Source organism: Caballeronia sp. M1242 (assembly GCF_017220215.1).
GTDB lineage: Bacteria > Pseudomonadota > Gammaproteobacteria > Burkholderiales > Burkholderiaceae > Caballeronia.
On record NZ_CP071129.1, the window covers coordinates 1,470,109 to 1,495,662 of the forward strand.

24 protein-coding genes are annotated in these 25,554 nt (G+C 63.5%); 11 read left to right on the forward strand and 13 right to left on the reverse strand.

Annotation, left to right across the window (positions count from 1 at the left end):
- Positions 1 to 116: 116 nt before the first annotated feature.
- Positions 117 to 1,499: an FAD-containing oxidoreductase gene (locus JYK05_RS06820; protein ID WP_206466464.1), complete on the reverse strand. Its 1,383-nt coding sequence runs from the start codon at positions 1,497 to 1,499 to the stop codon at positions 117 to 119.
- A 160-nt stretch (positions 1,500 to 1,659) separates the two neighbouring features.
- Here JYK05_RS06820 and JYK05_RS06825 point away from each other — a divergent pair, with 160 nt between their 5' ends.
- Both JYK05_RS06825 and JYK05_RS06830 read left to right on the forward strand, forming a co-directional pair.
- Entirely contained in the window at positions 1,660 to 2,973 is a 1,314-nt protein-coding gene (locus JYK05_RS06825) for a sodium:proton antiporter (protein WP_206466465.1), read from the forward strand.
- 392 nt (positions 2,974 to 3,365) lie between these two features.
- Entirely contained in the window at positions 3,366 to 3,950 is a 585-nt protein-coding gene (locus JYK05_RS06830; RefSeq protein WP_175940377.1) for an ATP-binding protein, read from the forward strand.
- Positions 3,951 to 3,959: 9 nt separating this feature from the next.
- On the opposite strand, the gene JYK05_RS06835 is transcribed toward JYK05_RS06830, so the two are convergent.
- Together JYK05_RS06835 and JYK05_RS06840 are read right to left on the reverse strand one after the other, a co-directional pair.
- Entirely contained in the window at positions 3,960 to 5,075 is a 1,116-nt protein-coding gene (locus tag JYK05_RS06835) for a saccharopine dehydrogenase family protein (protein WP_206466466.1), read from the reverse strand.
- Positions 5,076 to 5,211: 136 nt separating this feature from the next.
- A complete protein-coding gene (locus tag JYK05_RS06840) occupies positions 5,212 to 5,667 on the reverse strand; it encodes an Lrp/AsnC family transcriptional regulator (RefSeq protein ID WP_175940379.1) in 456 nt (151 codons plus the stop codon).
- Positions 5,668 to 5,902: 235 nt separating this feature from the next.
- Between JYK05_RS06840 and JYK05_RS06845 the strand changes: the two genes are divergently transcribed.
- Together JYK05_RS06845 and JYK05_RS06850 are read left to right on the forward strand one after the other, a co-directional pair.
- Entirely contained in the window at positions 5,903 to 6,436 is a 534-nt protein-coding gene (locus JYK05_RS06845; protein WP_206466467.1) for a Spy/CpxP family protein refolding chaperone, read from the forward strand.
- Between the two features lie 168 nt (positions 6,437 to 6,604).
- Positions 6,605 to 7,033 (forward strand): PGDYG domain-containing protein, encoded by a 429-nt coding sequence (locus JYK05_RS06850; protein WP_206466468.1) that lies wholly within the window; start codon positions 6,605 to 6,607, stop codon positions 7,031 to 7,033.
- A 235-nt stretch (positions 7,034 to 7,268) separates the two neighbouring features.
- Here the strand turns inward: JYK05_RS06850 and JYK05_RS06855 are convergent, their stop codons facing one another.
- From JYK05_RS06855 to JYK05_RS06890, 8 genes are all read right to left on the reverse strand, one after another.
- Positions 7,269 to 7,634 carry a DUF3022 domain-containing protein gene (locus JYK05_RS06855; protein WP_175940382.1) on the reverse strand — a complete coding sequence of 122 codons (366 nt, stop codon included), beginning with the start codon at positions 7,632 to 7,634 and terminating at the stop codon, positions 7,269 to 7,271.
- Between the two features lie 14 nt (positions 7,635 to 7,648).
- Positions 7,649 to 8,467 (reverse strand): YhfC family intramembrane metalloprotease, encoded by an 819-nt coding sequence (locus tag JYK05_RS06860; RefSeq protein WP_206466469.1) that lies wholly within the window; start codon positions 8,465 to 8,467, stop codon positions 7,649 to 7,651.
- Positions 8,468 to 8,477: 10 nt separating this feature from the next.
- Complete coding sequence (locus tag JYK05_RS06865) at positions 8,478 to 9,572, reverse strand: LacI family DNA-binding transcriptional regulator (RefSeq protein WP_206466470.1); 1,095 nt, start codon at positions 9,570 to 9,572, stop codon at positions 8,478 to 8,480.
- Positions 9,573 to 9,696: 124 nt separating this feature from the next.
- Positions 9,697 to 10,668 carry a D-glycerate dehydrogenase gene (locus JYK05_RS06870; protein ID WP_206466471.1) on the reverse strand — a complete coding sequence of 324 codons (972 nt, stop codon included), beginning with the start codon at positions 10,666 to 10,668 and terminating at the stop codon, positions 9,697 to 9,699.
- Between the two features lie 135 nt (positions 10,669 to 10,803).
- Positions 10,804 to 12,087, reverse strand: coding sequence for an MFS transporter (locus JYK05_RS06875; protein ID WP_175940386.1), 1,284 nt, complete (start codon positions 12,085 to 12,087; stop codon positions 10,804 to 10,806).
- A gap of 76 nt (positions 12,088 to 12,163) precedes the next feature.
- On the reverse strand, positions 12,164 to 13,171 hold the full coding sequence (locus tag JYK05_RS06880) for a sugar kinase (RefSeq protein WP_206466472.1): 1,008 nt from the start codon (positions 13,169 to 13,171) through the stop codon (positions 12,164 to 12,166).
- Between the two features lie 34 nt (positions 13,172 to 13,205).
- Entirely contained in the window at positions 13,206 to 13,982 is a 777-nt protein-coding gene (locus JYK05_RS06885; protein ID WP_175940388.1) for a sugar phosphate isomerase/epimerase, read from the reverse strand.
- 99 nt (positions 13,983 to 14,081) lie between these two features.
- The gene (locus tag JYK05_RS06890) at positions 14,082 to 14,972 is read right to left on the reverse strand and encodes a LysR family transcriptional regulator (RefSeq protein WP_175940389.1); all 891 of its coding nucleotides are present in this window, start codon (positions 14,970 to 14,972) and stop codon (positions 14,082 to 14,084) included.
- 115 nt (positions 14,973 to 15,087) lie between these two features.
- Here JYK05_RS06890 and JYK05_RS06895 point away from each other — a divergent pair, with 115 nt between their 5' ends.
- Together JYK05_RS06895 and JYK05_RS06900 are read left to right on the forward strand one after the other, a co-directional pair.
- Positions 15,088 to 16,152 (forward strand): YeiH family protein, encoded by a 1,065-nt coding sequence (locus JYK05_RS06895; protein ID WP_175940390.1) that lies wholly within the window; start codon positions 15,088 to 15,090, stop codon positions 16,150 to 16,152.
- Between the two features lie 300 nt (positions 16,153 to 16,452).
- Entirely contained in the window at positions 16,453 to 16,707 is a 255-nt protein-coding gene (locus JYK05_RS06900) for a hypothetical protein (RefSeq protein ID WP_175940391.1), read from the forward strand.
- A 216-nt stretch (positions 16,708 to 16,923) separates the two neighbouring features.
- Here JYK05_RS06900 and JYK05_RS06905 read toward each other — a convergent pair whose 3' ends face one another.
- A complete protein-coding gene (locus JYK05_RS06905; RefSeq protein WP_206466473.1) occupies positions 16,924 to 18,162 on the reverse strand; it encodes a cystathionine gamma-synthase family protein in 1,239 nt (412 codons plus the stop codon).
- A gap of 221 nt (positions 18,163 to 18,383) precedes the next feature.
- Between JYK05_RS06905 and JYK05_RS06910 the strand changes: the two genes are divergently transcribed.
- The 5 genes from JYK05_RS06910 to JYK05_RS06930 all read left to right on the forward strand — a co-directional run bounded on the left by JYK05_RS06910 (position 18,384) and on the right by JYK05_RS06930 (position 22,616).
- The gene (locus JYK05_RS06910; protein WP_206466474.1) at positions 18,384 to 19,121 is read left to right on the forward strand and encodes a glutathione S-transferase; all 738 of its coding nucleotides are present in this window, start codon (positions 18,384 to 18,386) and stop codon (positions 19,119 to 19,121) included.
- 40 nt (positions 19,122 to 19,161) lie between these two features.
- Positions 19,162 to 19,965, forward strand: coding sequence for an aldo/keto reductase (locus JYK05_RS06915; protein WP_206466475.1), 804 nt, complete (start codon positions 19,162 to 19,164; stop codon positions 19,963 to 19,965).
- Between the two features lie 146 nt (positions 19,966 to 20,111).
- Positions 20,112 to 21,848 (forward strand): ClcB-like voltage-gated chloride channel protein, encoded by a 1,737-nt coding sequence (locus JYK05_RS06920; RefSeq protein ID WP_175940394.1) that lies wholly within the window; start codon positions 20,112 to 20,114, stop codon positions 21,846 to 21,848.
- Between the two features lie 228 nt (positions 21,849 to 22,076).
- Positions 22,077 to 22,337: a hypothetical protein gene (locus JYK05_RS06925; protein ID WP_206466476.1), complete on the forward strand. Its 261-nt coding sequence runs from the start codon at positions 22,077 to 22,079 to the stop codon at positions 22,335 to 22,337.
- A gap of 33 nt (positions 22,338 to 22,370) precedes the next feature.
- A complete protein-coding gene (locus tag JYK05_RS06930; RefSeq protein WP_206466477.1) occupies positions 22,371 to 22,616 on the forward strand; it encodes a DUF2795 domain-containing protein in 246 nt (81 codons plus the stop codon).
- Between the two features lie 526 nt (positions 22,617 to 23,142).
- Here the strand turns inward: JYK05_RS06930 and JYK05_RS06935 are convergent.
- The gene (locus tag JYK05_RS06935) at positions 23,143 to 25,527 is read right to left on the reverse strand and encodes an AsmA family protein (RefSeq protein ID WP_206466478.1); all 2,385 of its coding nucleotides are present in this window, start codon (positions 25,525 to 25,527) and stop codon (positions 23,143 to 23,145) included.
- Between the last annotated feature and the right edge of the window lie 27 nt (positions 25,528 to 25,554).

Sequence of the window (25,554 nt, forward strand, 5' to 3'; positions counted from 1 at the left end):
GTCTGGTGGCCCGACGAAGTCAACGACCACCTCGGTCACCCTGCGCGCCGCGCCCCGCTCGGCGCCTTGGCACTCAAAATGCCGTCGCGTCTTATATGCAGCCGCGGCCATCGCCCTCACCGCAGCGGCTTCAGGTCACCCAACAACGTCGGCACAAGCTCGCTCACCGTCGGATGAATATGCATCGCGCGTTGCAGCGTGGTGTACGGCGCGTCCGCATTCATGATGTCGACGAACGTATGAATCACTTCGTCGCCCTCGATTCCAAAAATCGCCGCGCCGAGAATGCGCTTCGTCTTCGCATCGACGAGCGCTTTCATGAAACCGTCCGTCTCGCCGCGTTCCCGCGCCCGGCCGACGCGCGACATCGGCATCGTCGCGATCAGCGCTTCGCGACCGTCTCGCCGCACGTCCTCCTCGCTCATGCCGACGCGAGCGAACGGCGGATCGACGAACACCGCGTACGTCATGATGCGCGTATCCACACTGCGCGATTCGCCATCGAGCAGATTGGCCGCGACGATCTCATAGTCGTTCCACGACGTATGCGTGAATGCGCCGCGTCCGTTCACGTCGCCGATTGCCCAGACGCCATCCACTTTCGTGCGCAGCTGGCCGTCCACGTCGATTATGCCGTGCCTGTTCACGTCGATGCCGGCCTTGTCGAGTCCGAGATCGTCGGTATTCGGCGTGCGTCCCGTCGCGAAGAGAAGATGCGACGCGTCGATGGATTCGCCACGCAGCGAAATGCGCACGCCGTCGTTCGTCCGTTCGACGCGTTGCGGCTCTGCGCCGAAGCGAAATTCGATGCCCTCGCGCACGAGCACGTCCTGTATCGCGCGGGCGATATCGGCGTCCTCGCGCGTGAGAATGCGCTCGCCGCGCACGAGCAGCGTGACGCGGCTGCCGAAGCGCCGGAACATCTGGCCGAACTCCAGCGCGATATAGCTTGCGCCGACGATCACGAGATGCTCGGGCACTTCCGTCAGTTCGAGCACGTTCGAATTGGTGAGATAGGGCACGCTGTCGAGCCCGTCGATGGCCGGCACCGCGGCGCGCGTGCCGGTGTTGATGAAGATCATCCCGGCGTCGATGTCGTACGTTTCGCCGTCGCTGCCTTCGATAGAGAGCGCATGCGGACCGGTGAAGCGCGCGTGTCCTTTGAATACCGTCACATTCGGCGTTTCATGGAGCCATTGCTCGATGCCGTTGCGCGACGCGCCGATCACCTCGTCCTTGCGCGCCTTCACGCGCGCCATGTCGACCGTGATGGGTCCGCCGATATTCACGCCGTATTTCGCCGCCGTGCGCGCAACGTGCGCCGCGCGCGCGCTCGCGACATAGGTCTTGGTCGGCGTGCAGCCGAAGTTCACGCAGGTCCCGCCGAACAGATGCCGCTCGATGACGGCGGTGCGCTTGCCGCTCTGCGCGAGTCGCACGGCAAGCGGCGAGCCGCCCTGCCCTGTGCCGATGACGACCGCATCGAAATGCTGTGACATGCTGGCCTCCCTGACCGTTGTACGTAACGCGAAGACAAAGACGAGCCGATGGCGATGCCCGGCCATCTTACGCCGAACGCCGCCCACGGGCATGCTCCGTGCTCGCCCCACCCCATTGGCCTTCGCCCGGCTCGAACCGACTCACCGCTTCAAGGCTTTCATGACCGAGACGATCTGGTTTCTCGTCGTCGGCGGCGTGCTCATTCTGATGGCGCTCGCCAGTTCGACGTTCAAACGCCTGCCGATCAGCACCGCGATGTGCTATCTGGCCATCGGCTTCCTGCTCGGGCCGGGTGTCGCGAATCTGCTGCATATCCGGCTCGACGGCGACACGGCGGTGCTGCGCCTCATCACCGAGGTCGGCATGCTGGTGTCGCTCTTCGCCATCGGACTGCGCCTGCGCGTGCCGCCCACCGACCGCCGCTGGCTGCTGCCGTTGCGTCTGGGCTTCCTCGCGATGGTGCTGACGATCGGCGTGCTGACGCTGCTATGCACCTATGGGCTCGGCATGTCGTGGGGCGCGTCGCTGCTGCTGTCCGCGATGCTCGCGCCGACCGATCCCGTTCTCGCGCACGACGTTCAGGTCGAAGCCCCCGGCGACACGGATCTGCTGCGCTTCTCGCTGACCGCCGAAGGCGGCCTGAACGACGGCATCGCGCTACCGTTCGCGCTGCTCGGCATTGCCGTGTGTCGCTTCGAAGCATCGCCGCACGATGCGTTGCAGTGGAGCTTCGTCCTGCAGGCCGTATGGGGCACGCTCGCGGCGCTTATAAGCGGCTGGTTGCTCGGCGAACTGACCGTGCGCGTGGTGGGCTACCTGCGCACGCGCCACGGCGAAGCGTTGGGGTCGGAAGGCTTCTATGCGCTCGGTTTGATCGCGCTGTCGTACGGCGTCGCCGAGCTGCTGCATTCGTATTCGTTCCTCGCCGTGTTCGCGGCAGGACTTGCGATGCGGCGCGTCGAGCATCGCGAAAGCGGCGACAAGGGCGCGCGGGAAGCCGTCGGCACCGTGGATGTCGGGGATCTCAGCGCGACCGCAGCCGATCCCGACCGCGCGTACGCGTTCATGGCCGAGCGCGTGCACGGCTTCACGATCGAACTCGAGCGCATCGCCGAAGTGGCGATCATGCTGCTCGTCGGCTCCGTTCTCGCGACGATGTGGCGCGATATCTTCACGTGGCGCGCGGTCATCGTCATCGGCGGTCTCTTTCTCGTGATACGGCCGCTGGCGGTGCAGGCGTCGCTCGTCGGGTCGTGTGCGTCGCGCGGGCAGCGGCTATTAATGAGCTGGTTCGGCATCCGCGGAGTCGGATCGTTCTACTATCTGCTTTACGCGATCGAGCACGCTCCGAAGCAGGTCGCCGCCCCGCTCACGCCCATCATCATCGCGGCGATAACGGCGTCGGTCATCGTCCACGGCGTGACATCGACGCCGCTGATGAACCGCTATCAGCGGGCGCGTGACAACGACTGAATACAAAATTCGATTTCACGAAGCATCTGCTGTTCTTTTGCGGTCACGCTAAAAACGGCAACGCTACGCTTGTGAGGCACCTGTTGGCACTGCTCAGCGCGCCTGACGACAGTTGGATACAAGATACGATCTCATCAAACGTCTGCTTTTCTTTTGCGGTCACGCTGGAACGGCAAGACGACGCTCACGAAGCACGTGTTGGCACCGCTCATGAACCGCTATCAACGCGAGCATGACAACAGTTGAATTCAAGATACGATTCCACGAAGCATTTGCTCTTCTTTTGCGGTCACGCGGGAATTGGTAACACGACGCTCACCAAGTACCCGTCGACACCGCTGATAATTCGCTATCACCGCGCATGATGACGATTGCATACAAGATACGATCTTATGAAGCATCTGCTTTTCTTTTGCGGTCACGCGGGAACCGGCAAGACGACGCTCGCGAAACGCCTGTTCGCGCCGCTCATGCGCGAAACGGGCGAGCCGTTCTGCCTGCTCGACAAGGACACGCTTTACGGCGCGTACAGCGCGGCGGCCATCGGCGCGCTGACGGGCGATCCGCACGACCGCGACAGCCCGCTTTTCATCAAGCATCTGCGCGACCCGGAGTATCGAAGTCTCGTCGATACGGCCGCGGAAAATCTCGCGCTCGGCGTGAGCGTGGTCGTGGTCGCGCCGCTATCGCGTGAAGTGCGCGAGCGGCGGCTCTTCGATCGCGCATGGCTCGGCATCGACGACGATGTGACGATTCGCGTCGTGTGGGTGCATGTCGGAGAGGACGTGGCGCGCGAGCGCATCGCCGCGCGCGCTGATCCGCATGATGCATACAAACTCGCGCACTGGGAGGACTACCGGCAGCGTCTTTTCTTTCCCGACGATGCGCTCGCCGCCGATCTGCTAATGTTCGACAACACGGCCTCGACCGCGGACGACGAGGCGCGTTTGCTAGCGCGCCTCGTCGCTCACACATGACCAAGCGTGCTATGCGACCGCGAGGCGGCGCGTCGTCTCCAGCGCGTTCGCCCCTTCGTAGAGCTTGCCGAAGCGGTTCGCGAGGAACGCATCCAGCGGAACCTGCTCCTGCCGCACGAAGCCGCTCTGCGGCAAGATGCCTTCGCGGAACAGATCCAGTTCGGCGCACACGGCGCCCGCCGTCGTGATCTGAATCGCGCTCATTGGAATACCGCATACATCCTTCGCCACGATCTTGCGCGTGAAAACCTGCTGGACCAGTTGATCGCTGCCGCTGCGCATGCCGGTCACCGTGACGAAGATCAGCACCACATCCTGCGCCGTCGAGGGGACCGCGCGCTTGAGCATCGCCTTGAGGCCGTCGCGGTCGGTGGACATGCGCAGGTCGTCGAGCAGGAACTTCATCAGGTCGCGATGCCCCGGATAGCGCACCGACTTGTAGTCCAGCGTCTCGACTCTTCCCGCAAGCGTTTCGCACAAGGTCCCGAGTCCGCCCGACGTGTTGAACGCTTCGTACTCGATGCCGTCCAGCGAGAAATGTTCAACGCCTTCCAGCGGCTGCACCCATTGCGTGCGGCCTTCGCGTACTGCTTCGCACGGCTGGCAATACTCGTTGATGAGGCCGTCGATGCTCCACGTCAGGTTGTACTTCAACGCGTTGGTCGGGAACTGCGGCAGCGCGCCCACGCGCATCTTCACTTCGCGCAAGTTGTCGAACCGTCCGGCGACATCGTGCGCGACGATGCCGATGAAACCCGGCGCGAGCCCGCATTGCGGCATGAATGCAGTATGCGATCCGTCGGCGATGGCGCGAATCGCGTGCGTCGCGCGCACGTCCTCGGTCAGATCGAAGTAGTGCACGCCCGCCGACTTTGCCGCGGATGCCACGCCGATCGCGAGGTAATACGGCAGGGCGTTCACGAGCGCATCGAAACCGCCGAGCGCGTGACGCAAGGCCGGCGTATCGGCCGAATCGACGCGGCGCGTCGCGATGCCCTGCGCGTCGAGTTGCGCGAGCGCGTGTTCATCGCGATCGAAAGCGACGACCTCGAAGTCGCCCGTTTCACGCAGCAAATGCGCAATGCTTTGACCGATCAATCCGGCGCCGACCAGTGCCACTTTCATCTTTGTCTCCTTGTTGGGGCATGAACGCCTCAGTGTAGGAGCCCGCGAATATTGATCCTAGACGCAAAATGATGCGAAACGGCGATGGTTTTCGTCAGTTAGACGACCGTTCGATGCGGTTTGTAGTTTGCATGCCTTAGCCGGTGCGGTCGATCTTGCGTGCCAGAATGATCGATGTCGTCGTCCGCTCGACGCCTTCGAGCGCGCCGATCTCGTCCAGCATGTCGTTGAGACGGTCCGGCGAATCCGCGCGAAGCCACGCGACATAATCGAACTCGCCGCTCACCGCGCACAGCAGTTGAACTTCGGGCATGCGCGCGAGACGCTTCTGGACGTCGCGGCCGTACTTCGGCGCGAGCTTGATACCAACGTACGCCTGAATGCTTGCGTCGAGCACGTCTTGCCCGAGCCGCACGCCGTAGCCCGCGATCACGTTGTTCTTCTCCAGCCGCGCCATGCGGGCAATGACCGTCGTGCGCGCGACGCCCAGTTGCCGCGCGAGATTCGCGACGCTGTCGCGGGCATTGGTCTGCAACAGCGCGACCAGATTGCGGTCGATGTCATCGAGTTGATCGAGGCGCGGTGGTCTCATGTCGTCATCCCCTTCGCTTGGCTTTGCATGGCTTTGTTTTGCATTCTTTATTCGATGGCATTTTTCCAGAGACGTATCGAATGTAAGCAGTTGTGGCAATGCAGGCGAATTGTCGCTCATTCGTGATACTAATATCGGGCGATGGCGTCATTCTCGCGGTCGAGCCGGCCCTGTTGTCAGAACGGGGGCCGGGCCACGCGGCTCGCCACTTTTCCATTGATCGAAAGGCTTACGAATGAAAAAAACACTCGTCGCACTGGCGACATCCTGCGCCGTCACGGCGGTCTTCGCACAATCGTCCGCGCCTGTGGCAAGCGCGTCCGCTCCTGCGGTCGCCGCCCAGCCCGCGTCGGCGTCCGCGCCCGCAGGCTCGAAGCGCGAAGCGCGCGTCGAAGAACGCATCGCCCAATTGCATTCGAGTTTAAAGATCACGTCCGCGCAGGAAGCACAGTGGGCGCCCTTCGCCGACGCCATGCGTGAAAACGCCCGCACGATGGCGGATCTGTATCGCCAACGCATTGCGCAACGTGACACTATGTCGGCACTCGACGACATGAAGCAGTATCAGCAGATCACGCAAGCCAATGCAGACGGTACGAAGCGTCTGGTCGACGCATTCGAGCCGCTGTACGCGAGCCTCTCGCCGGAACAGAAGAAGCTCGCCGACACGAGCTTCCGTCAGGAAGGGGAACACCACGGTCGCCGTGAACATGGGTCGCGGCATCCGCGCGCGTCGGGTGCAGACGCTGCATCGACGACGAAGCCCTAAGTAAGCGGCGATTGTCCCGGAACGAGAGGCCCGCATTTCATCGATGCGGGCCTTCTTGCATTTTGCATGCGGCATGCTGCATGCTGCGTGCGGCATGATGGATGCAAAATGCCGCGATAGCCGTTAGCATCGCGGTCTTCACCCCGTCTTCATGTATTCATCTTTCCCATGCTCGAACTCGCCCAACCCGACCTCTTCGCCGATCCTCTCGCGCGCCGCGTCGTAAAGAATGAGGCCGTTACCGTAGTATTCGCGGCTGCCGCCGGTGAACTGATGAGTCTCGAAGGACCGAACCGCTATGCGACGGGCGACGCCATCGTGACGGGCGCATCGGGCGAACGCTGGGTCGTGTCGCGCGAACGTTTCGACGCGAAGTACGCGCCTGAAGGGGGCATCGCGCATGGCGAGCCGGGCACGTATCGGAACCGGCCGAGCGTCGTGCTCGCGAAGCAGATGCAGGAGCCGTTCAGCATCGCGCGCTCCGCTGCGGGCGACGTGCTGACAGGCGAGCCCGGCGACTGGGTCATGCAGTATGCAGCGGGCGATTACGGCGTGGTCAAGGCGGCGCGATTCGCGAAGGTGTATCGCGACGCTTGAGCTTCTCGACTGAAGGGTTTCTGATGAACCGTGAACGCCTCGGCATCTGCAAGAGCCCCTCTTTCGCAAATACCGCTGAGCGCAAGCAACGGCGTGCGCTTTCAACGCTGCAAGCGCCATACGTTCAACGGGTAGACGAAATCCATACGCCTCGATGGCGTGAAGGTGCCTTGGTCGCTCGAACTGCTTCGAGCGGTTTGACACCCTCGATCTCCACGCGCAGCCCTAAGCGCGCTCACGCAAAGTCATCGCCCATTTCGATCTCAAGCTCGCGCGGCACCGCTTCCCCGTTCGCATAACGTTCTTCCAGCGAGCCGAGCGTCGCCTCGACATAGGCCCGCAGCACCGCGTAGCTGCGCGCCTGCAAGCGCGGCGGCAGCGCGCGGTATCGCGCGAGCGCGCCAGGATCGAAGCGCACGTCGATGGTGATGCGCCGCGCCGTCGAGCCGAAGCGCATCGCGATGTAGTGAATCATCAGCGAAGTGCGGCCGTCGTCGTCGATGCGCTCGGCGAATTGCGTTTGCTCGGGGAAGAGATCGCTGATCACGTGCGCGAGCATGTCGATATCCGCGCTCGCGCAGTCGTATTGGTAATCGTCCATTTGGTCTTGGTCGTTCAGAGTTGGTGCGCGGCGGGAGACGTTGAGTTGTCGGCTTCGGCGGCGCGGCGATAGTAGCGCACGAGCGCGAGCGCGACGATCACGCCCAGCACGAGATACACCGCATCCGCCGCGACGAGCGGAATCAGGCGCGCCTGAAACAGCGCAGCGGGCAGCCCGACGAGCGCATGAGCGGCGATCAGCACGCCAAGCGCAGCACGCGAGCGCTCGCGCAGCAGTTGCCACATGAGCGCCGAGAAGCCGAGCTGGAAGACGAACGCACTCACGCGCTCGACCAGAAAGATGCCCGCCGACACCGGCGACAAGCTCATGAGGATCATGTGGATGCGCGCGAGGGCGTCGAGCGGCGCGCTTTCGAAATGCGCGTCGAGCGTGCCCCTATTCGCAAGAATCGCATACAGAATCCACTGCGCTTGCACCAGCGCGCCGACGATCCACGCCTCCGCCCCGCCGTGACCGATGCCGTAGCCGAGCGCCGGGCCGTGTCGTTCGAGCGCGCCGGGCTCGCGCCGGATCAGCCACTTCATGCCGGCGAAGCGCCCCGCTTCCTCGCATACGCCTGCCGCGAGCGCGCCGTACACGACGAACACCACCGGATTCGACAGCCAGTCCGACGTCACCGCATTGCCGAGCACGAAGCCGTGCAGCGCGCGCTCGATCACCATCGCAAAGAGCGCGAAGACCGCGATGCCGAGAATCGGCTCGCGTGGCACCAGCCGAAAACGCGTGCGCAGCTTTCGGTACAACACGACGGGCATGGCCGCGACGACGAGCGTCACGAATACGAGGCCCGCCAGCGTCGGGATGCTGACCATTCAGGTTCCTTCAGAGTCCGTGAGTCGCCGGCTGTTGCGTGATGCCGGCCGAGCGTTGCGTCGAGGATCGCACGACGAGTTCGCCCGGCAGAAGGCACTCGCGCGCCGGCGTCAACGCACCACCGAGCCGCTCGTGCAGAAACTCGACCGCGCGCCGGCCGATGTCGTAGGTCGGCTGACGAACCGCCGTCATGCCTGCGAGTTCCGCCCATTCCGAATCGTCGATGGCGAGCAGCGCGACGCTCGCCTGCCAGTCCGGGCCGTGCCGCTCCTTCAGGTGCACTGCGACGCGCAGCGCAACCGGCCCGTTCGCCGCGAAAAGCGCGACGCGCTTGCCGGACGAGCGCGCAGCATCGACACGCCGGTCCATTTCGGCGAGCGCGGACGCGGCATCCGAAAGATCGAGCACCAGCGTGGAACCGCTTGCGCCGAGCGCCGCGACCGTCTCGCGAAACGCGGCTTCGCGCAAGCGTCGGGAACTCACGTGCGTCACCGGCTGCACGATGAAAAGCATCTCATCGAAACCTTCATTGACGAGGTGACGCGTCGCAAGCGCGACGGCCGCAGGATTGTCGAGCCCGACCATATCCGTGACGATGCCTTCGACCGTGCGGTCCACGAGCACGACCGGAATGCCGCCTTGCGTGAAGCCCTGCAGCAGTTCTTCCTTCACGCCGAGCGCGTTGACGATCACGCCTTCCACGCGGTAGGTGGTGAGCAGTTGCAGATAACGCCGCTCCATGTCGACCTCGTTCGCGGCGTGGCAAATGAGCGGCATGTAGCCGAGCGCATGACAAGCGGCTTCGACGCCTTGCAGCACTTCGACCGAATAGGGATTCGTGAGGTCGGCGAGCAACATGCCGATCAGCCGGTTGCGCCCGCGTTTCAAGCCGCGCGCCATCTGATTCGGCCGATAGTCGAGCTTCGCGATGGCCGCTTCGATGCGCTCGCGCAATTCGAGCGAGAGCACGCCGGTCTCGCCGTTCAGATAGCGCGAAATGCTGGTCTTGCCGGTGCCGGCCTCGCGCGCGACATCGGTTATCGTCGCGCGTCGTGCGGCAAAGGTCAGCGGGCGAGAAGTCTGCTTGTTGGGATCGTCGGACATGATGTGTCGTGAGGCTGGCTCGTACTCGTCAAGCGCCGATGCGCGTTGCATGCAAAATGCGAGGCGGTGCAAGCGTGCCGCCCAAGCGCATGTTATCGCATGCGACGCGCCGATCCCATCGCTGTTAGCGCATGCGCACTTCGCGATTGACGATGTTTTCGGTGAGCGTGCCGTCGAGCGCGCCGATCAGATTCTCTGCGGCATTGCGGTTCATTGCATGCCGCGTTTCGTGCGTGGCCGAGCCGATGTGCGGCAGCGCGACGACGTTCTTCATCGACAGAAGCGGCGAATCGGCTGGCAATGGCTCCTGCTGGAACACATCGAGGCCAGCGGCGCGGATCGTGCCGTTTTTCAGGGCTTCGATAAGCGCAGCTTCGTCGACGGTCGGCCCGCGTGACGCGTTGATGAGAATCGCACTCGGCTTCATCTTCTTCAATTCACTTGCGCCGATGAGACCGCGCGTTTCAGGCGTGAGCGGCACTTGCAGACACACGAAGTCGGACTGCGCGAGCAGTTCGTCGAGCGGCACGCGCTTCGCGCCGTATTGCTGCTCGGCTTGCTCGTTGGGCTGCCTGTTCGTATAGAGCACGTTCATGCGAAAGCCGAGTGCCGCGCGCCGCGCGACTGCCCCGCCGATGCGCCCGAGCCCGACGATACCGAGCGTCTTGCCCTGCACATCGACGCCGAAGCATGCTTCGCCGATGCTTCCCTTCCAGTTGCCTTCCTTCACCCATTCGGCGAGTTCGACAACGCGGCGCGCGCTCGCAAGGATCAGCGCGAATACCGTATCGGCGGTGGATTCGGTCAACACGTCGGGCGTGTGCGTCAGGACGATGCCGCGACGCGTCAGGTCGTCTACATCGAAGTTGTCGAAGCCCACCGATACGGTCGATAACGCCTTCAGGCGCGTCGCGCCTTCGAGCATGTCGGGCGTGATCTTCACACTTGCGCCGATGGCGCCGTCGGCGTCCTTGAGCGCCGCCACGAACGCGGCGTGGTCTTTCGGATCGACGTTGACGACTTCCGCGTGCGTGCGAAGGTACGCTTCCACGTCGGGCGGTAGGGGCTTGTAGGCTACGATCTTTTTCTGGGTCATGGTCGGAATTCAGGTTGCGCCCTGTGAGCGATGAGTTCTCTTTGCGGTTCTTGCTTCAGCTTAACGTGTCAATTCATCCGTTGTGCGATTCAGCGCCAACATACCGACGAAGCCAGTCGCACGAAACCGCATACATCAAGACCGCAATACCCCCGAAGCCGGAACGGCCGCCTGAGGCTTGACAGCCAACGTGAACCAAACAGAAAGCAAGAGCGCAACGCTCATGAACACATATGAGGCTGCCGGCGAACCAGTCGCCCCATTCAGATAACCGACCACATAAGAACCCACGAAGGAGCCCAGCGCGCCCATGCTATTGATGAGCGCCATCGCTCCGCCTGCGACGTTCTTCGGCAGCAGCTCGGGCACGATCGCAAAGAAAGGCCCGTACGGCGCATACATGGCGGCACCGGCAATCACGAGCAAGGTGTACGAAGCCCAGAAGTTAGTTGTCCCAAGCAGATACGAACCCGCGAACGCGACCGCGCCGATCAGCAGGAAGGGCCACACGAACGCCTTGCGTGCCTGGAGCTTGTCGGATGCCCATGAGGCCAGCAGCATCGCAATGGTGGCCGCGAGATAAGGCACCGCCGAAAGCCACCCTGTCTCGACCATGCCGAGCGTGGAGCCGCTCTTCAAAATCGACGGAAGCCACAGCACGAAGCCATACACGCCGATGCTCCAGCAGAAATACTGCGCGCACAACTTCATGACAGCGGGCGATTTGAAGGCTTCGCGATAGTTCTTCACCGGCTTGATCGCGGCCTGCTCCGCGCGCAGCGTCGCGTCGAGATCGCGCTTCTCCTGATCTGAAAGCCAGCTCACCTGCGCGGGCTTGTCCTTGACGATGAACCACCAGATCACCGCCCACACGATCGCCGGAAGACCTTCGGCGACGAACATATGACGCCAGCCGAACGAATTCACGAGATAGCCGGATACGACCGACATCCACAGCACCGTCACCGGATTGCCGAGAATGAGGAACGTATTCGCGCGCGACCGCTCGGACTTTGTGAACCAGTTCGCGATGAAGACGAGCATCGCGGGCATCACTGCCGCTTCGACGATGCCGAGCACGAAGCGAATCGCCATCAACGACGGAATGTTGCTGACCATGCCCGTCGCCGCCGCGCATCCGCCCCAGAGCACGAGACTCCAGAACACGAGCTTCTTGACGCTACGGCGTTCCGCGTAGATCGCGCCCGGAATCTGGAAGAAAAAATAGCCGAGGAAGAAGAGCGCGCCGATCAGCGACGACAGTCCCTTGCTGATCCCGAGGTCCTGATTGATGCCGGCGGCCGAAGCGAAGCCGTAGTTCGCGCGGTCGAGATACGCAAGGCTGTACGTGATGAAGACGATCGGCATGATCGCCCACCAGCGGCGCACGGCGAGCTTGGGTGTCGAGGATGTGTGCATGTTGTCTCCGAACGCTGAGTGTCGGGTGTTTAGGGCGAGGTCGTGATCGAGCTCGCCTCGGTGTCGTCTCGCGATGTCAGACGATGATCGCGGCTTGGGCCGTCTTGTCGTTCTTGCCGCTCTGGTCCTGCGATTCGAGCGCGTCGAGCGCCTCGCGCGTCGGCAGGCCTTCGCTGTCGCCGATCACCTGAATCGCCAATGCGCCGATGCGATTGCCGCGCGCAATTGCATTTCGCACGCTGCGCCCTTCGAGCAGCGCGCTGACGACGCCGACTGCGAAGCCATCGCCAGCGCCGACGGTATCGACCACGTTCGCGACCGGCACGCCGGCAACGACGCCGGAGTCGCCATCGGCAGTGCGGAAGTACGCGCCCTCTGCGCCGAGCTTGACCACGACGCCTTTCGCGCCGCGATCGAGATAAAACGCCGCAATGTCCTCGGGCGCGGCATAACCGGTAAGCACGAGGCCCTCGCTCACGCCGGGCAGAACCCAGTCGGCCAGCGAGGCGAGCGCGTTCAGCGACTCGGCCATCGCTTCCCGAGACGGCCATAACGTCGGCCGCAGGTTCGGATCGAACGAGATGGACTTGCCTGCGACACGCATTTCGCGGGCCATGTGAAACGCGAGTTCGCGCGAGCTTGCCGAGATTGCCGGCGCGACGCCCGTGAGGTGCAGGTGACGCGCGCCGAGCACGTAGTCGGCGACGTAATCGTCCACCGAAAGATGGCTTGCCGCCGAGCCTTTTCGGAAATACTCGACTGCGGGATCGCTGCCGTCGTCGCATTTGCCCTTCAGCTGGAAGCCCGTCGGATAGCGTTCGTCGATGCTGACGCAGCGCGCGTCGATGCCTTCCGCCGCGAGCACGTCGAGCACGTAGCGGCCGAACGAATCGCGGCCGACGCGGCTCATCCAGCCGACCTTGAAGCCGAGCCGCGACAAGCCGATGGCGACATTCAGATCCGCCCCGGCGACGCGCTTCGTGAAGTGGCCGACCGACGCGAGATCGCCCGTTTCCGCGGCGACGAACATCGTCATCGCTTCGCCGTAAGTGACGACGTCCAGAGCTTCGTGCTCAACCTGCATGTTCGATCCTTGTCTTTTGCGTACAGAATTCAAATCAGAACGCCGCGATGCGCGCCACCTGAGTCGCTGCGTCGGCTTCGTCGCGGAACGGAAATTCGATCCCGCGTGGCGCATCGGACGGCAAATGCGCGAGAAGCGCGGCGAACTGCGTGTCGTCGTGGGCCGGGGCCACGGCGAAGCGCCGCGCGCCCTCGCCTTGCGTCGCCTTGCAGTGTATATAGCCGACGTATCGCCCGAGCCGCCTGGCAGCGTCGAGCGGATCGACGTCGGCCCAGCGCCAGTTGCCGGTATCGAAGGTCATTGCAAGATTGCTCTCGGCCGGCAGCGCGGCGAATAGCATTTCGAATGCATCCGGCAAACCGCCCGCCCGCAATTGGCCGTTCTCGACCAACACCCGGGCCGGAGAGCCGTCGATGGCGCGTGTGAGCGCCTCCAGCGTCGCGGAATCCGTCGCCACGCCGCGCTCGTCGCCGCCTAGTTGCAGCTTGACGATGCGCGCACCCAATGCCCGCGCTTCATCGATTGCGAGCGCAAGCGCTTCATGGTCGAGCGAGCCGTCAGCAGAAAATAGCGTGGCAGGCGTCGAATGCACGGCCCATAAACCAGCGGCCCGAATGCACTCACCGAGCCGCGTGAGTGCGTCCAGGCTGGTGTCTTCGCACAGTTCCCGACGTACCTCGAAACCGTCCGCGCCCGAGAGCGACGCCTTCTCCGCCCACGCGGCATGACCGTCGCGGCGGATCGCATCCACGCCGAACGCGCTCGCGACGATCACGATTTCGGTTCTCGCGCTGCTGCTCGACTGTCTCATGGAACCGGTTCCAATATGGCATTCAAAAAAGACGCCGAAGCGCCTGACTGAGTTCGGATACTGCGCCCTGACCAGGCGCTCGCGCCATAGTGGAATTCCCTAGCCGATCGCGGCGCGGTCTTCGCAAATCTCGACAAAACGCGCGGCGGCGCGCGACGGTGCGGCTGCATGTGGCACCAGAAGCGAGAAACGCCGCATGAGCGGCTCGGGCGCGATATGCAGACGCCGTAGCGCATCGTCCTCGTGACGGATGGACATCGCGGAGACGAAGCCGATGCCCATGCCCGCTCGCACCGCTTCCTTCACGCCCTCCACGCCTGCGATCTCGAGCGCGACGCGCATCTCCACCCCAGCTTCGGCGAACGCCCGCTCGACGATCTGGCGCACGCCCGAACCGCGCTCGCGCAATACCAGCGAATGCTCGCCGATTACTTCGAGCGTCGCGCCGGCACGGCCATCGGCAAGCGGATGCCCGGCGCGCACGATGGCCACGATTTCGTCGTCGAGCCAAGGGGTCACGCCCGCCGTTGGCGGCAGCCCAAGACCGGCCGGTCCCTCGATGATCGCGACATCGAGCGAGCCGAGCGCCGCGACGATTTCCGCCGTGTTCCCGTCGATGGTCGTGACGACGACGTCCGGGTAGCGTTTGCGAAACGCCGCGATCAGGTATGGCAGCAGATAACTCGCGGGCGTCGTGCTCGCGCCGATGCGCAACGTGCCGCTTTCCAGCCCGCGCATCGCGTCGCGCAGCGCGTGCGCTTGCTGGTACGCCTCCCGCAAGCGCGTCGCGTAGCCGAGCAGCCCTTCGCCAGCAGGCGTGAGTCGGATGCCGCGTCCGTCGCGCTGATACAGCGGTTCACCGAATTCTTCATTCAATAAACGGAGTTGGCCCGACACGGCGGGCTGCGAAAGATGCAATGCGACCGCCGCCCGGCTGATATTGCCGTGCTCCGCTACGGTGGCGAACGTTATCAACTGGTCGGGGGTCACGGCGCGGAAGTATCAGCGAAACGGATATGTTGCATTCTAAATCACGATTTCTCATATGCATATATCCGAACTAGGATAGCGACATCGCTCAAATGCTCTTCGAAGGACGCCGCATATGTCCACCGCCCCCGCCTCGCTTGCCTCCGGTTCGTCCACCCGTGGTCAACTCAACGGCATCCTGTTCGTCGCGCTGTTCGCCGCCGCAGTCACGCGGCTATCCGCGCTTCCTGCCATCGCCGGGCTCGGGATCAGCCCGCTGATCGTCGGCATCGTGGCAGGCGCGCTGTACGGCAATGCGCTCAAGGACGGCATGCCGCAGAGTTGGGCCGCCGGCGTCAACTTCTCGGCGCGCAAGCTCCTGCGCATCGCGGTGGCATTCTTTGGACTGCGCGTAAGTCTTCAGGAGATCGCGCAAGTCGGCCTGCCGGGCTTCGCCGTATCGGCGCTCGTGGTCGTGAGCACGCTCATTATCGGCACGTGGGTCGGCATGAAGCTCATGAAGCTCGACCGCGATACGGCGCTGCTCACTGCGGCCGGCAGCGCGATCTGCGGCGCGGCCGCCGTGCTCGCGTTTGAGTCGACGCTGCAATCCAAGCCGCACAAGAGCGCGATGGCGGTCGGAAGCGTCGTGCTGTTCGGCACGCTCTCGATGTTCCTCTATCCGATCGCGATGCACGCAGGATGGCTGCATCTCGATACGCTCGGCGCTGGGCTATTCTTCGGCGGCACGATCCACGAAGTCGCGCAGGTCGTCGGCGCGGCGAGCAACGTGAGCCCGGAGGCGACGCACATCGCGACGATCGTCAAGATGACGCGCGTCATGTTGCTGGTGCCGGTGCTGCTCGTGGTCGGCGTATGGATCAACCGGACGCGCGGCGATGCGGCAACGCGAGCCAACAATGCAAAAGGCAAGCTCGCGGTGCCATGGTTCGCGCTCGGATTCCTCGCGCTCGTCGTCGTGAATTCGCTTCATATCCTGCCGGAAAGCGCCACGAGCACGCTCAACACGCTCGACACCTTCGCTCTCACGATGGCAATGACCGCGCTCGGTATGGAGACGCGCATCGCGCAGATTCGTGAAGCCGGCCCGCGCGCGATCGCAACCGGCGCGATCCTCTACGTGTGGCTGGTGGGCGGCGGGCTGGCGATCACGTACGGCGTCGAACGCCTCTTCGGTTGATCTGCTCGTAAGTGTGCGAATGCGGCGTCCAATGTACTGAGACGCCCTTGCTTTTGAGCGACGAAGCTCGTGCAATGCGCCGGAGTGCTAACTTCCTTTTGCTTTCACCAATGCAGACCCGACTTATCTCGTAATCCGCGGTTACTAAAAGGAGATTCTGCGAAGTCAGCAGCATGTGCTTCAGTAACGTTGTACGCCTCAGCGAATATCTGCACAGCAGCGCGATTCGCCGTCAACGACACGAAGAGACCGTCTCTTACCGTGTCGTCTGCTGCTCAACAACGTAACTGAGAAAGACATATGAAACGCTCGATCATCACTGCTGCTGCCCTCGCATTTGCCGCTACCACTGCGATGGCTGCTGGCGGTGCAGTCAATCACGACATCGAAGGCGCGCACCAGCTCGTCGATCAGGGATACCGGCACATCGAGGCCGCGCGATCGGCCGGTCACGGTCAGTTCGGCGGTCACGCAGAGAAGGCCAAGCAGTTGTTGAAGCAGGCTCAGGCCGAGCTCGACCAGGCTGCGGGCTACTACGCAGAGCACCATCGCTAAGCCGCTCGCTTCGGCTCGGTTGCTTGTCGAGTGACCGAGCCTCCCGGACGTTTCGGCTCCACTTGCGCGTCGCCAGTTCCAAACTCGGGTCAACGCTTGCCCATTGCAAAAGCTACCATACGAGCAGGCAATCCATTTTTAGTTAGATTACCTAACGAAATCAGAAAGACCGCCCGAAGGCAGTCCCTCTACAAATCGATCGCTCGCCCGAAAAAATCAAGCAAGCCGAAGCGCCTGCTCGAAATCCGCGATCAGATCGTCGCTCTCTTCGATGCCCGCCGACAGCCGGATCATGCCGTCGGAAATGCCCATCGCCTTGCGCGTCTGCGCGCCCGCTTCGAAGAAGATCGTCGGCGCGACGGGAATGATGAGCGTGCGCGTATCGCCCAGACCCGTAGCCTTCACCGGCAGTTGCAGTGCATTAACGACGTCGATCATTTTGTCCGGATTGCGCAACTCGAACGAAAGCAGCCACGAGCCGCTTTTGAACAAAGACTTCGCGATGCCATATTGCGGATGACTTTCCAGCCCCGGATAGAAGACGCGCCCGATGGCCTCGTGCCCTTCCAGAAAGCGCGCAAGGGCAAGCGCGTTGTCGCTGCACTTCGCGACGCGCAGCGCGAGCGTCTCGGCGCCGAGCGCGATCTGATGCGCCTGCTCGGACGACAGCGAGGCGCCCATGTCCCGCAGACCCTTCTTGCGGATCTGCAACAGCCCTTGTTCCTTCGGGCCGGCACGTCGGTAATCGTCGGCGATGTTCGGATACTGACTCCAGTCGAAGAGCCCCGTGTCCGTGACCGCACCACCGAGCGCCGCGCCATGACCCGCGATGGTCTTCGTCAGCGAGTTGACGACGAGGCTCGCGCCGACGTGCTTCGGCTTGAAAAGCGCGGGCGACGTGATCGTGTTATCGACGACATAAGCCAGCCCGCGCTCGCGGCAGAGCTCACCGATACCAGCGAGGTCCGGCACCTGCGTGCCCGGATTCGCGATGGTTTCGACGAAGACCATGCGTGTCTTCGGCGTGATGGCCTCGGCGACATGTTCGGTCTTGCCGGCATCGACGGTCGTCACCTCGATACCGAGCGTGCGAAGCGTATTGAAGAGACTGTTCGTGTTGCCGAACACGTAACGGCTCGCAACGAGATGGTCGCCCGCGCGCAACAGCGTCAGGAACACCGCCGTGATCGCGGCCATGCCGGTGCTGAAGCAGATCGAACCGACGCCTTCTTCCAGCATCGTGAGCTTGCGTTCGAGCGCGGCGGTCGTCGGCGTGCCCTGCCGCGCGTAGTTATAGCCGCCCTTCTTCGTGCCCTGGAACACGCCGATCAGGTCTTCGACGCGCTCGAACCCGTACTGCACCGATGTATGGATCGGCTGGCGCAGGCCGCCATGTTCGACGCCCGCGCTACGGTCGCCGTGAACGATGCTCGTGGTGAAGCCTTGCTTGTCCATCCCTTCTCCGCTTGCTTGTCGATGTATCGCTTGCATGCTGCATGCGGCGTTATGTAGACCGCATGCAAAAGGCCATTCTACACCGCAGCTTTTCAGCCAATCGCCGCTCCGCGCGCGGGTATAGGTGTTGCTGCGGTCACGCTTCACGCCGCGCGCATCGTGCTTCAATAGCAGCAACGACGCGCTTCGCCGCTTGCGGCCGATCGATGAGGAGTTCACGCATGGCTTACGAACTGTATTACTGGGACGGCTTGCAGGGCCGCGGTGAATTCGTGCGGCTTGCGCTGGAAGATGCCGGTGCGGAGTACATCGATGTCGCGCGCGCATCCAAGAAGAGCGGTTATGGCATGGACGCCATGATGAAGCTGCTGAACAGCAAGACGGAGCCGCATATTCCGTTTGCGCCGCCGTTCCTCAAAGACGGCGAACTCATCGTGCCGCACGTGGCGAACATCCTGCTTTATCTTGGCCCGAAGCTGAACCTTGCGCCAAAGGACGAAGCGTTACGCTACGTCGCGCATGGTTTGCAGTTGACCATCGCGGATTTCGTCGCCGAGGTACACGACACGCATCATCCGCTCGCCACCGATCTGTATTACGAAGACCAGAAAGACGCCGCGAAAATTCGCACGAAGAATTTCATCGAGAAGCGCGTGCCGAAGTTCATCGGCTATTTCGAGCGCGTGCTCAAGCAGAACCCGCACGGCGACACGCAGATGATCGGCGACACGGTCACCTATGTCGATCTGTCTATGTTCCAGATCGTCGAGGGATTGCATTATGCATTCCCCCGCGCGATGAAGACCTTCGCCAGGCACTATCCACGCGTGTCGGCGCTGCATGACGCCGTGCTCAAACGGCCGAACATCGCGGCGTATGTCGATTCGGAGCGGCGCATTCCGTTCAACGAATCCGGCATTTTCCGGCACTACCCCGAACTCGATCAGGGCGCGCATTGAACTGCGTCCTGGCGTTACCTACCTCAACAAAGGAGCCAGCATGGTCGAAACGATTCCTTCCTTCGGTCTCGGCACGTTCCGCGTCGATGCCGATAAAACCACGCAAGCCGTCAAGAGCGCGCTGCAAATCGGCTATCGCCATATCGACACGGCGCAGTTCTACAACAACGAAGCCGCCGTCGGCCGGGGCGTGCGCGAATCGGGCATCGCGCGCGACGACGTCTGGGTGACGACGAAAGTCTGGTGGGATCGCCTCGCGCACGACAAGCTGATCGCGAGCCTGAAGGACAGTCACGCGAAGCTCGATATCGGCACCATCGACCTCGCGCTCGTGCACTGGCCGTCGCCCGATGGCGCGGTGCCCATCGCCGAAACCCTCGCCGCGATGCAGGAAGCGCAGCAGCTCGGCCTGATCCGTCACTATGGCGTGTCGAACTTCACCGCGCCGCTGCTCGAAGAAGCGTTGAATGCGCCGGGCGGGCGCGAGATCGTCACGAACCAGATCGAGGTAAGTCCGTTTCTCGCCAACCGTCCGCTCGTCGAAGCGACGCAGCGGCTCGGCGTCAAGGTCACCGCCTACATGCCGCTCGGCGAAGGCCGCGCCCACAACGACACGACCATCAAGGCGATCGCCGAGAAACACGGCGCGACGCCCGCGCAGGTGACCTTCGCATGGCTGCTGTCGCGCGACATCGTCGTGCTCTCGGCATCGACCAATGCGGAGCACCAGCAAGCCAACTGGGACGCGCAAAAGCTCAAGCTCGATCCCGACGACATCGCCAAAATCGACAAGCTCGACGAAGGCAAGCGCAACGCGAATCCGTCGTTCGCGCCGAAGTGGTAGCCTGCCCGCGCATGATGGAGCCCGGCCCGCGATCGCGCGCCGGGCTTTTTTGCGCGCACGGTCTGCGGGGCCCTCGCGCAATGCTATCCTTGCGGCGCCTTATTCCTTTTGCTTCTAAGCTATCCACGCTTACAGCTAATCGACCCGTGCTCTCGTTCCTGCTCAAGCTGCGCACGCACGCGCAACGACTCTTTCGGCTGTCCGACTCGCACACGATGCTCATCTGGGCGGTGGTCGTCGGCGTGGCGGGCGCGTTTGCGACGACCGTGTTTCGCGGAGGCATCGCGCTCTCGCAGCGGCTTCTGGGCAATCACTCCGAAGGACTCGTCGCGCTGGCGACCATGCTGCCGTGGCCCGCGCGCATCGCGCTGCCGGCCGCCGGCGGACTCGTCGCGGGCTTCTGCCTGATCGCGGCGCGGCGGCATGCGAAGAAGCAGGCCAACGCTGATTACATGGAAGCCGTCACCATCGGCGACGGTGCGGTGCCGGTCTCGCAAACGGTCTGGCGAAGCCTGTCGTCGCTGTTCACCATCACGAGCGGCGGCTCCATCGGCCGTGAAGGATCGATGGTGCAGCTCGCAGCGCTCGCGTCGTCGCTCATCGGCCGATGGGTTCACTTCGATCCGCCGCGCCTGCGTCTGCTCGTCGCGTGCGGCGCGGCGGCGGGCATCACGTCGGCGTATAACGCGCCGATCGCCGGCGCGTTCTTCGTCACCGAGATCGTGCTCGGCTCGATGGCGATGGAGAGCTTCGGACCGATCGTCGTGTCGTCGGTCGTCGCCAATATCACGATGCGCGAGTTCGCGGGCTATCGGCCGCCTTACGAGATGCCGGTGTTCCCGACCATCGCGGGCGTCGAAGTGCTGCTTTTCGTGGTGCTCGGCCTGCTGTGCGGCGCGCTGGCGCCGCATTTTCTGCGACTGCTCGCGGCGTCGAAACGCCGCTTCGCGCTGCTGCCGCTGCCTTTGCCGGTGCGGCTCGCGCTCGGCGGACTGATCGTCGGCATCATCTCCGTATGGTGGCCGGAAGTCTGGGGCAACGGCTATGAGGTCGTGAACTCGCTGCTGCATCAACCGTGGACCTGGACGGCGCTGCTCACGGTGCTCGTCTTCAAGACCATCGCGACGGCGGCGACCGCGGGGTCCGGCGCGGTCGGCGGTATCTTCACGCCGACGCTCTTCGTGGGCGCGGTGCTCGGCTGTCTCTTCGGGCTCGGCGTGCATGGCATCTGGCCGCATTCGACGTCCGCGCCGTTCGCCTACGCGATGGTCGGCATGGGCGCCTTTCTCGCCGCCGCCACGCACGCGCCGCTCATGGCGATCCTGATGATCTTCGAAATGACGCTCTCGTATCAGGTCGTGCTACCGCTGATGCTCTCGTGCGTCGTGGCGTATTTCATCGCGCGGACGTCGGAGCAGACCTCGATGTACGAAGTCACGCTGCGCCGCACGCGCGAAGAAAAGGAGCGGCTGCGGCTCGCCGCGACGCAGATGCGCGAACTCGTCAAGCCCGCCGATACGGTCGTGCCGCTGACGGCGAACGTGAAGGACATGACGCGCGTGTTCCTCGAGTATCCGGTGAAGTACCTCTACGTGATCGATGAAGCCGGGCGCTTTCGCGGCGTCGTCGCGCTGAAGGACATCACGTCCGATCTGCTCGACGCCCACGACACGGCGACGAAGACCGCCGCCGATTATCTCCAGCCGCAATTCGACGTGCTTACGCCCGACATGTCGCTCGGCGAGGCGCTACAGCACTTCCTCGCGTTTCAGGGCGAACGGCTGCCGGTGATCGAGCGCAAGTCCGCGCCGCTCCTGCTCGGCGTCGTGTACAAGACCTCGCTTCTGGACGCATACTTCCGTCTGAACCCGACCACGCGCTGAAACTGCGCGGCCGTGCAATTTCGTGGCTCGCCGCTTCGGAAGAATGCGCGTCCGAGGCGTGCGTGCGCAAGTTCACGCATCACTCGAACTATGGTCGCGCGACGCCCGCTCGGCGCGCCCGTGCGCATCCTGGCGCGACGCTAACGGTGCGCCAAACGCACGCGTGAGGAAATTCGGCATAGGCTTTGCTTGTTGCTCTTGGCTGCTTACGTGAGGAGGGGTTGCCCGATGAAGACCTCAACGTTGTTGTCGATGGCGCTGGTCTCGGTGTCGTGCTACGCCGCGCCGCTGCATACCAGTTCGACGGATTCGGCGGTCGCGTCGGCGACCCGCGCTGCGCTGCGCGTCAACGCCGGGCCGGTGTCGCCGCCCGCGCCGGACGTGAGCGCGCAGAACCTCGATCACGCGCACTGGCGTCAAGTGCCGCTACCAAAGTCGCGCGCCCCGAGGCACGGCATGGCGAGCCAGCCGATTCAAGTGCTGACCTGAACGCGCATCACTTTCATAACAACGGATTCGACGATGACCGACAAGCCCGCAGAAAACCACCTCCTGAACGACGAGCCGATCGACGATGAGATCGCGCAGACGCTGCGCATGGTGCAGTTTCCCGCGAACAAGGACACGCTGGTCGAAGCGGCGCGGCAGGCGGGCGCGAGCAACGATGTGATCAACGTGTTCGATGGCCTGCCGGAGCAGGATTACGCGGATGCGGATTCGGTCGAGCAGTTGCTGGGGAGTAATGGCGGGCCGGGGATCGCTGGTTGAAGAGCAAAGGGCGAACGAACGTCGCTTCGCACGCGTACCTGTCAAGCGCGAGTTCCGCTCGCGCCGCACCGAACGCCTATCGGCAGCATGATCGGCGCGATCTCGCTGCAAGCCCTCCTCCGAATGACGATGACGAGCCAGCGCGGCGTCTATCCACATAAACCGTGCATCACCCTGTTGATAACCTGCCTAGAACTGCGTTAAGTCGTTGACGCCGAAGCGAAACCCACGCGCGCGTCGGAATGCGTCACGCTTCGGCTGAACGTTGCTGGCGGCGGGCTATTCGTACGCGTGGTGTTTTCGTGCTTCGGCCTCGTCGGCCTGACCGGCGCGGTCGCGCACATGCAGATGTGAATCTTCGTTGTCGTGTTGCCCGGGGCTTCATTATCGTCCGCGAAGAAGCGAGCGTCGTCGGGCTCCATCTAACGGAGCGTCAGCGCGGCGGTCAACGGCGAACGCCGACTCGAACATCGCCGCAGCCGCATCGTCACGCAACAGACGCGCGGGCCACGGCGTCGCAGATGACTCAACTCCCCCGATACTGCCCCGCACTCGCGGCCCCCGGCAACGCCGGCTTCTTCGGCGCCTTGTCCGCGGCACCCGCGCCCGCGCCGGCGGCGGCCGCGCCCGACGACATATACGCCGGCGCAGCCTTCGCCTTCTGCTTCTGCCCGGCGGGCGGCGCGGTCGGCGGCTTCTGAATGTCCGCGAGCATCTGCCCGCACGGCAGCGGCTTGTTGTTGCTTGGCGCGATGAGCGGAATCAGCGCCGCGAACGGATTGATCAGCCCGAGCCCGACCGCCGCGCCTCCGCGCACCGCCAGCGCCCCGACGTTCACGCCCACTTTCGGCTCCTTGAACGTGCCCTTCACATACAACGGCGAGCGCAGCGAGAAAATGCGGAAGCCCTTCGTGTGCGGATGGATGCCCAGATCCATGTCCTCGGTCTTCAGGTTGATGGTGCCATCGACGTTGATCACCGCATCGTCGGTATCGAGCGCGAAGACGCGCGAATCCAGCACGCCGTTCGTCACCACGAAGTCGGCGGCCGCGCAATTGATGTTCACGTCACGGTTGCCGAAGAGCTTCTCGTAGACCACGTTCGCCACGTTCAGGCCCGCCGCTTCCATGTAGAGCCGGCTCACCGTGCCCTCGGTGATCAGCGCCTTCACTTCGCCGTTCGAACTCGCGGCGAGCGCCGCAGGCGAATTGCCGGTCGCGGACAGCGCGGCGTCGCCGTTCACTTCGCCGAGCGCGGATTGCATCGTCTTGTTGGTCGGGAACAGCTGCTTCAGCTTCAGATGCCGCGCCTCGGCCGAGACCTTGCCCTTCAGCGGCGCGTCGCTGCCATCGAGATGAATATTGGATGCAAACGTGCCGCCTGCGACGCCGAACTTGAGCGGCTCGAGCGAGAGCACGCCGTCCTTCATCACCACATGCGTGTAGAGATCCGTGATCGGCAGCTTCGGGTCCTTGATGATGCGCTGACCGGTGAACTTCACGTCGGCATCGATGGCCTTCCAGCGGTCCGTTTTGAATTCCTCGGTCGGCAGCGCCTTGGCGGACGGCTGTTTCTTCGCGTCGCCGCGCTTCTCCTTGCTGGCGTTGGAGTCCGCGCCGATGATCGGCGCAAGATCCGAGAACTGCAGCAGGTGCGATACGAGTTCGCCTTGCAACAGCGGCCGCGGCTTCCTGGCGGCATAGACGAGCGAACCGTTGATATCGCTGCCGCCCACGCGCCCGGTGAAGTTCTCGTAGTGGAAGACGTTGCCTTCTTCCCTGAACTGACCGGTCAGGCGTCCTTCCGTTGCGAAAGGCGGCGTCTCCGGCAGCGTGAGGCCGGTGAACGTGTACAAATGCGCCATGCTGACCGCCTGCACCCAGAGCCGCAGATCGACCGCGGCGAGATGCGCGGGATCGGTCACGGTGCCGACGAATGCAATATGCGTATCGCCGAGCCGCACATCGGCCTGAACGGGGAACGGGCGCTGCGCGTCCTGCACCGCGAGGACGCCGCCGAGCTTGCCTTCGCCCGAGACCTTGCCGTTGTTGTACGTGCCCTTCGCGGTCCAGCCGAACGCATACGGCGGAATCGGCGGCTTGGGCGCGTCCTTGGTCGTGATGCTCTTGTTCGCGGATGTGCTCGCCGGATTCGGCGCCGATGCATTCGCCGCTGCCGCTGCCGACGCCGCCGATGCAGCCGACGCTTCGGACGCCGCCGCCGCATCCGCCTGTTTGCTGAGCTTGGCGGCCCCGCCCTTGCCGACCATCTCCGCCGACGACTTGGTCGATGCCGCTTCCTGCTGCTTCATCACTTCGCCGATTGGCACGGCCTGGCCGAGCGTATCGACGACGATGTCCATCTGCGTCTTGGTCACTTCGTCATGGACGCCGATCGTGCCTTTGGCGAGCGAAATGTCGCCGAGCTTCAGATTCCATGTCGAAGGCTCGCTCGACTGCTTGAACTTAAACGTCCAGTTGTTGCGATTGTCCTTTAGCCGTTCAATGTCGATGGACGGATTCACGAGGTTGATGTTCGGAATCACGATGTCATGCGCGAGAAGCGGCAGCACGGCGACCTGGAAGTCGATTTCATCGAGCGTCGCGAAGTGCTGCTGGCGCGCCCAGTCCGGGTTCGCGATGGTGATTTTCTCGGCGGAAAAGCGGGGCCACGGGACCCACCGCTTCCAGCCGGTTTCGTTCGGCGGACGGCGCCAGCCGACCTTGAGGTCGCCCGTGATCTGAAACTGACGGCCGATCGCCTGCGACACCTTGTCGTCGATCCAGGGCCGCAGCCGGTTCCAGTCGAAGGTCAGGAACACGATCACCAGCACGGCGATCAGGACCGCGAGAATGGCGAAGAACCATGCTGCGATCTTTCCGATTTTTCCGGCGGTTCGGGCTTGCGCCATGACCTCTCCATCCGTTTTTTCTGATTC

Coding starts and splice junctions, on each gene's coding strand:
- JYK05_RS06820 (WP_206466464.1), bottom strand. CDS start 1,499: ATGTCACAGCATTTCGATGCGGTCGTCATCGGCACAGGGCAGGGCGGC.
- JYK05_RS06825 (WP_206466465.1), top strand. CDS start 1,660: ATGACCGAGACGATCTGGTTTCTCGTCGTCGGCGGCGTGCTCATTCTG.
- JYK05_RS06830 (WP_175940377.1), top strand. CDS start 3,366: ATGAAGCATCTGCTTTTCTTTTGCGGTCACGCGGGAACCGGCAAGACG.
- JYK05_RS06835 (WP_206466466.1), bottom strand. CDS start 5,075: ATGAAAGTGGCACTGGTCGGCGCCGGATTGATCGGTCAAAGCATTGCG.
- JYK05_RS06840 (WP_175940379.1), bottom strand. CDS start 5,667: ATGAGACCACCGCGCCTCGATCAACTCGATGACATCGACCGCAATCTG.
- JYK05_RS06845 (WP_206466467.1), top strand. CDS start 5,903: ATGAAAAAAACACTCGTCGCACTGGCGACATCCTGCGCCGTCACGGCG.
- JYK05_RS06850 (WP_206466468.1), top strand. CDS start 6,605: ATGCTCGAACTCGCCCAACCCGACCTCTTCGCCGATCCTCTCGCGCGC.
- JYK05_RS06855 (WP_175940382.1), bottom strand. CDS start 7,634: ATGGACGATTACCAATACGACTGCGCGAGCGCGGATATCGACATGCTC.
- JYK05_RS06860 (WP_206466469.1), bottom strand. CDS start 8,467: ATGGTCAGCATCCCGACGCTGGCGGGCCTCGTATTCGTGACGCTCGTC.
- JYK05_RS06865 (WP_206466470.1), bottom strand. CDS start 9,572: ATGTCCGACGATCCCAACAAGCAGACTTCTCGCCCGCTGACCTTTGCC.
- JYK05_RS06870 (WP_206466471.1), bottom strand. CDS start 10,668: ATGACCCAGAAAAAGATCGTAGCCTACAAGCCCCTACCGCCCGACGTG.
- JYK05_RS06875 (WP_175940386.1), bottom strand. CDS start 12,087: ATGCACACATCCTCGACACCCAAGCTCGCCGTGCGCCGCTGGTGGGCG.
- JYK05_RS06880 (WP_206466472.1), bottom strand. CDS start 13,171: ATGCAGGTTGAGCACGAAGCTCTGGACGTCGTCACTTACGGCGAAGCG.
- JYK05_RS06885 (WP_175940388.1), bottom strand. CDS start 13,982: ATGAGACAGTCGAGCAGCAGCGCGAGAACCGAAATCGTGATCGTCGCG.
- JYK05_RS06895 (WP_175940390.1), top strand. CDS start 15,088: ATGTCCACCGCCCCCGCCTCGCTTGCCTCCGGTTCGTCCACCCGTGGT.
- JYK05_RS06900 (WP_175940391.1), top strand. CDS start 16,453: ATGAAACGCTCGATCATCACTGCTGCTGCCCTCGCATTTGCCGCTACC.
- JYK05_RS06905 (WP_206466473.1), bottom strand. CDS start 18,162: ATGGACAAGCAAGGCTTCACCACGAGCATCGTTCACGGCGACCGTAGC.
- JYK05_RS06910 (WP_206466474.1), top strand. CDS start 18,384: ATGGCTTACGAACTGTATTACTGGGACGGCTTGCAGGGCCGCGGTGAA.
- JYK05_RS06915 (WP_206466475.1), top strand. CDS start 19,162: ATGGTCGAAACGATTCCTTCCTTCGGTCTCGGCACGTTCCGCGTCGAT.
- JYK05_RS06925 (WP_206466476.1), top strand. CDS start 22,077: ATGAAGACCTCAACGTTGTTGTCGATGGCGCTGGTCTCGGTGTCGTGC.
- JYK05_RS06930 (WP_206466477.1), top strand. CDS start 22,371: ATGACCGACAAGCCCGCAGAAAACCACCTCCTGAACGACGAGCCGATC.
- JYK05_RS06935 (WP_206466478.1), bottom strand. CDS start 25,527: ATGGCGCAAGCCCGAACCGCCGGAAAAATCGGAAAGATCGCAGCATGG.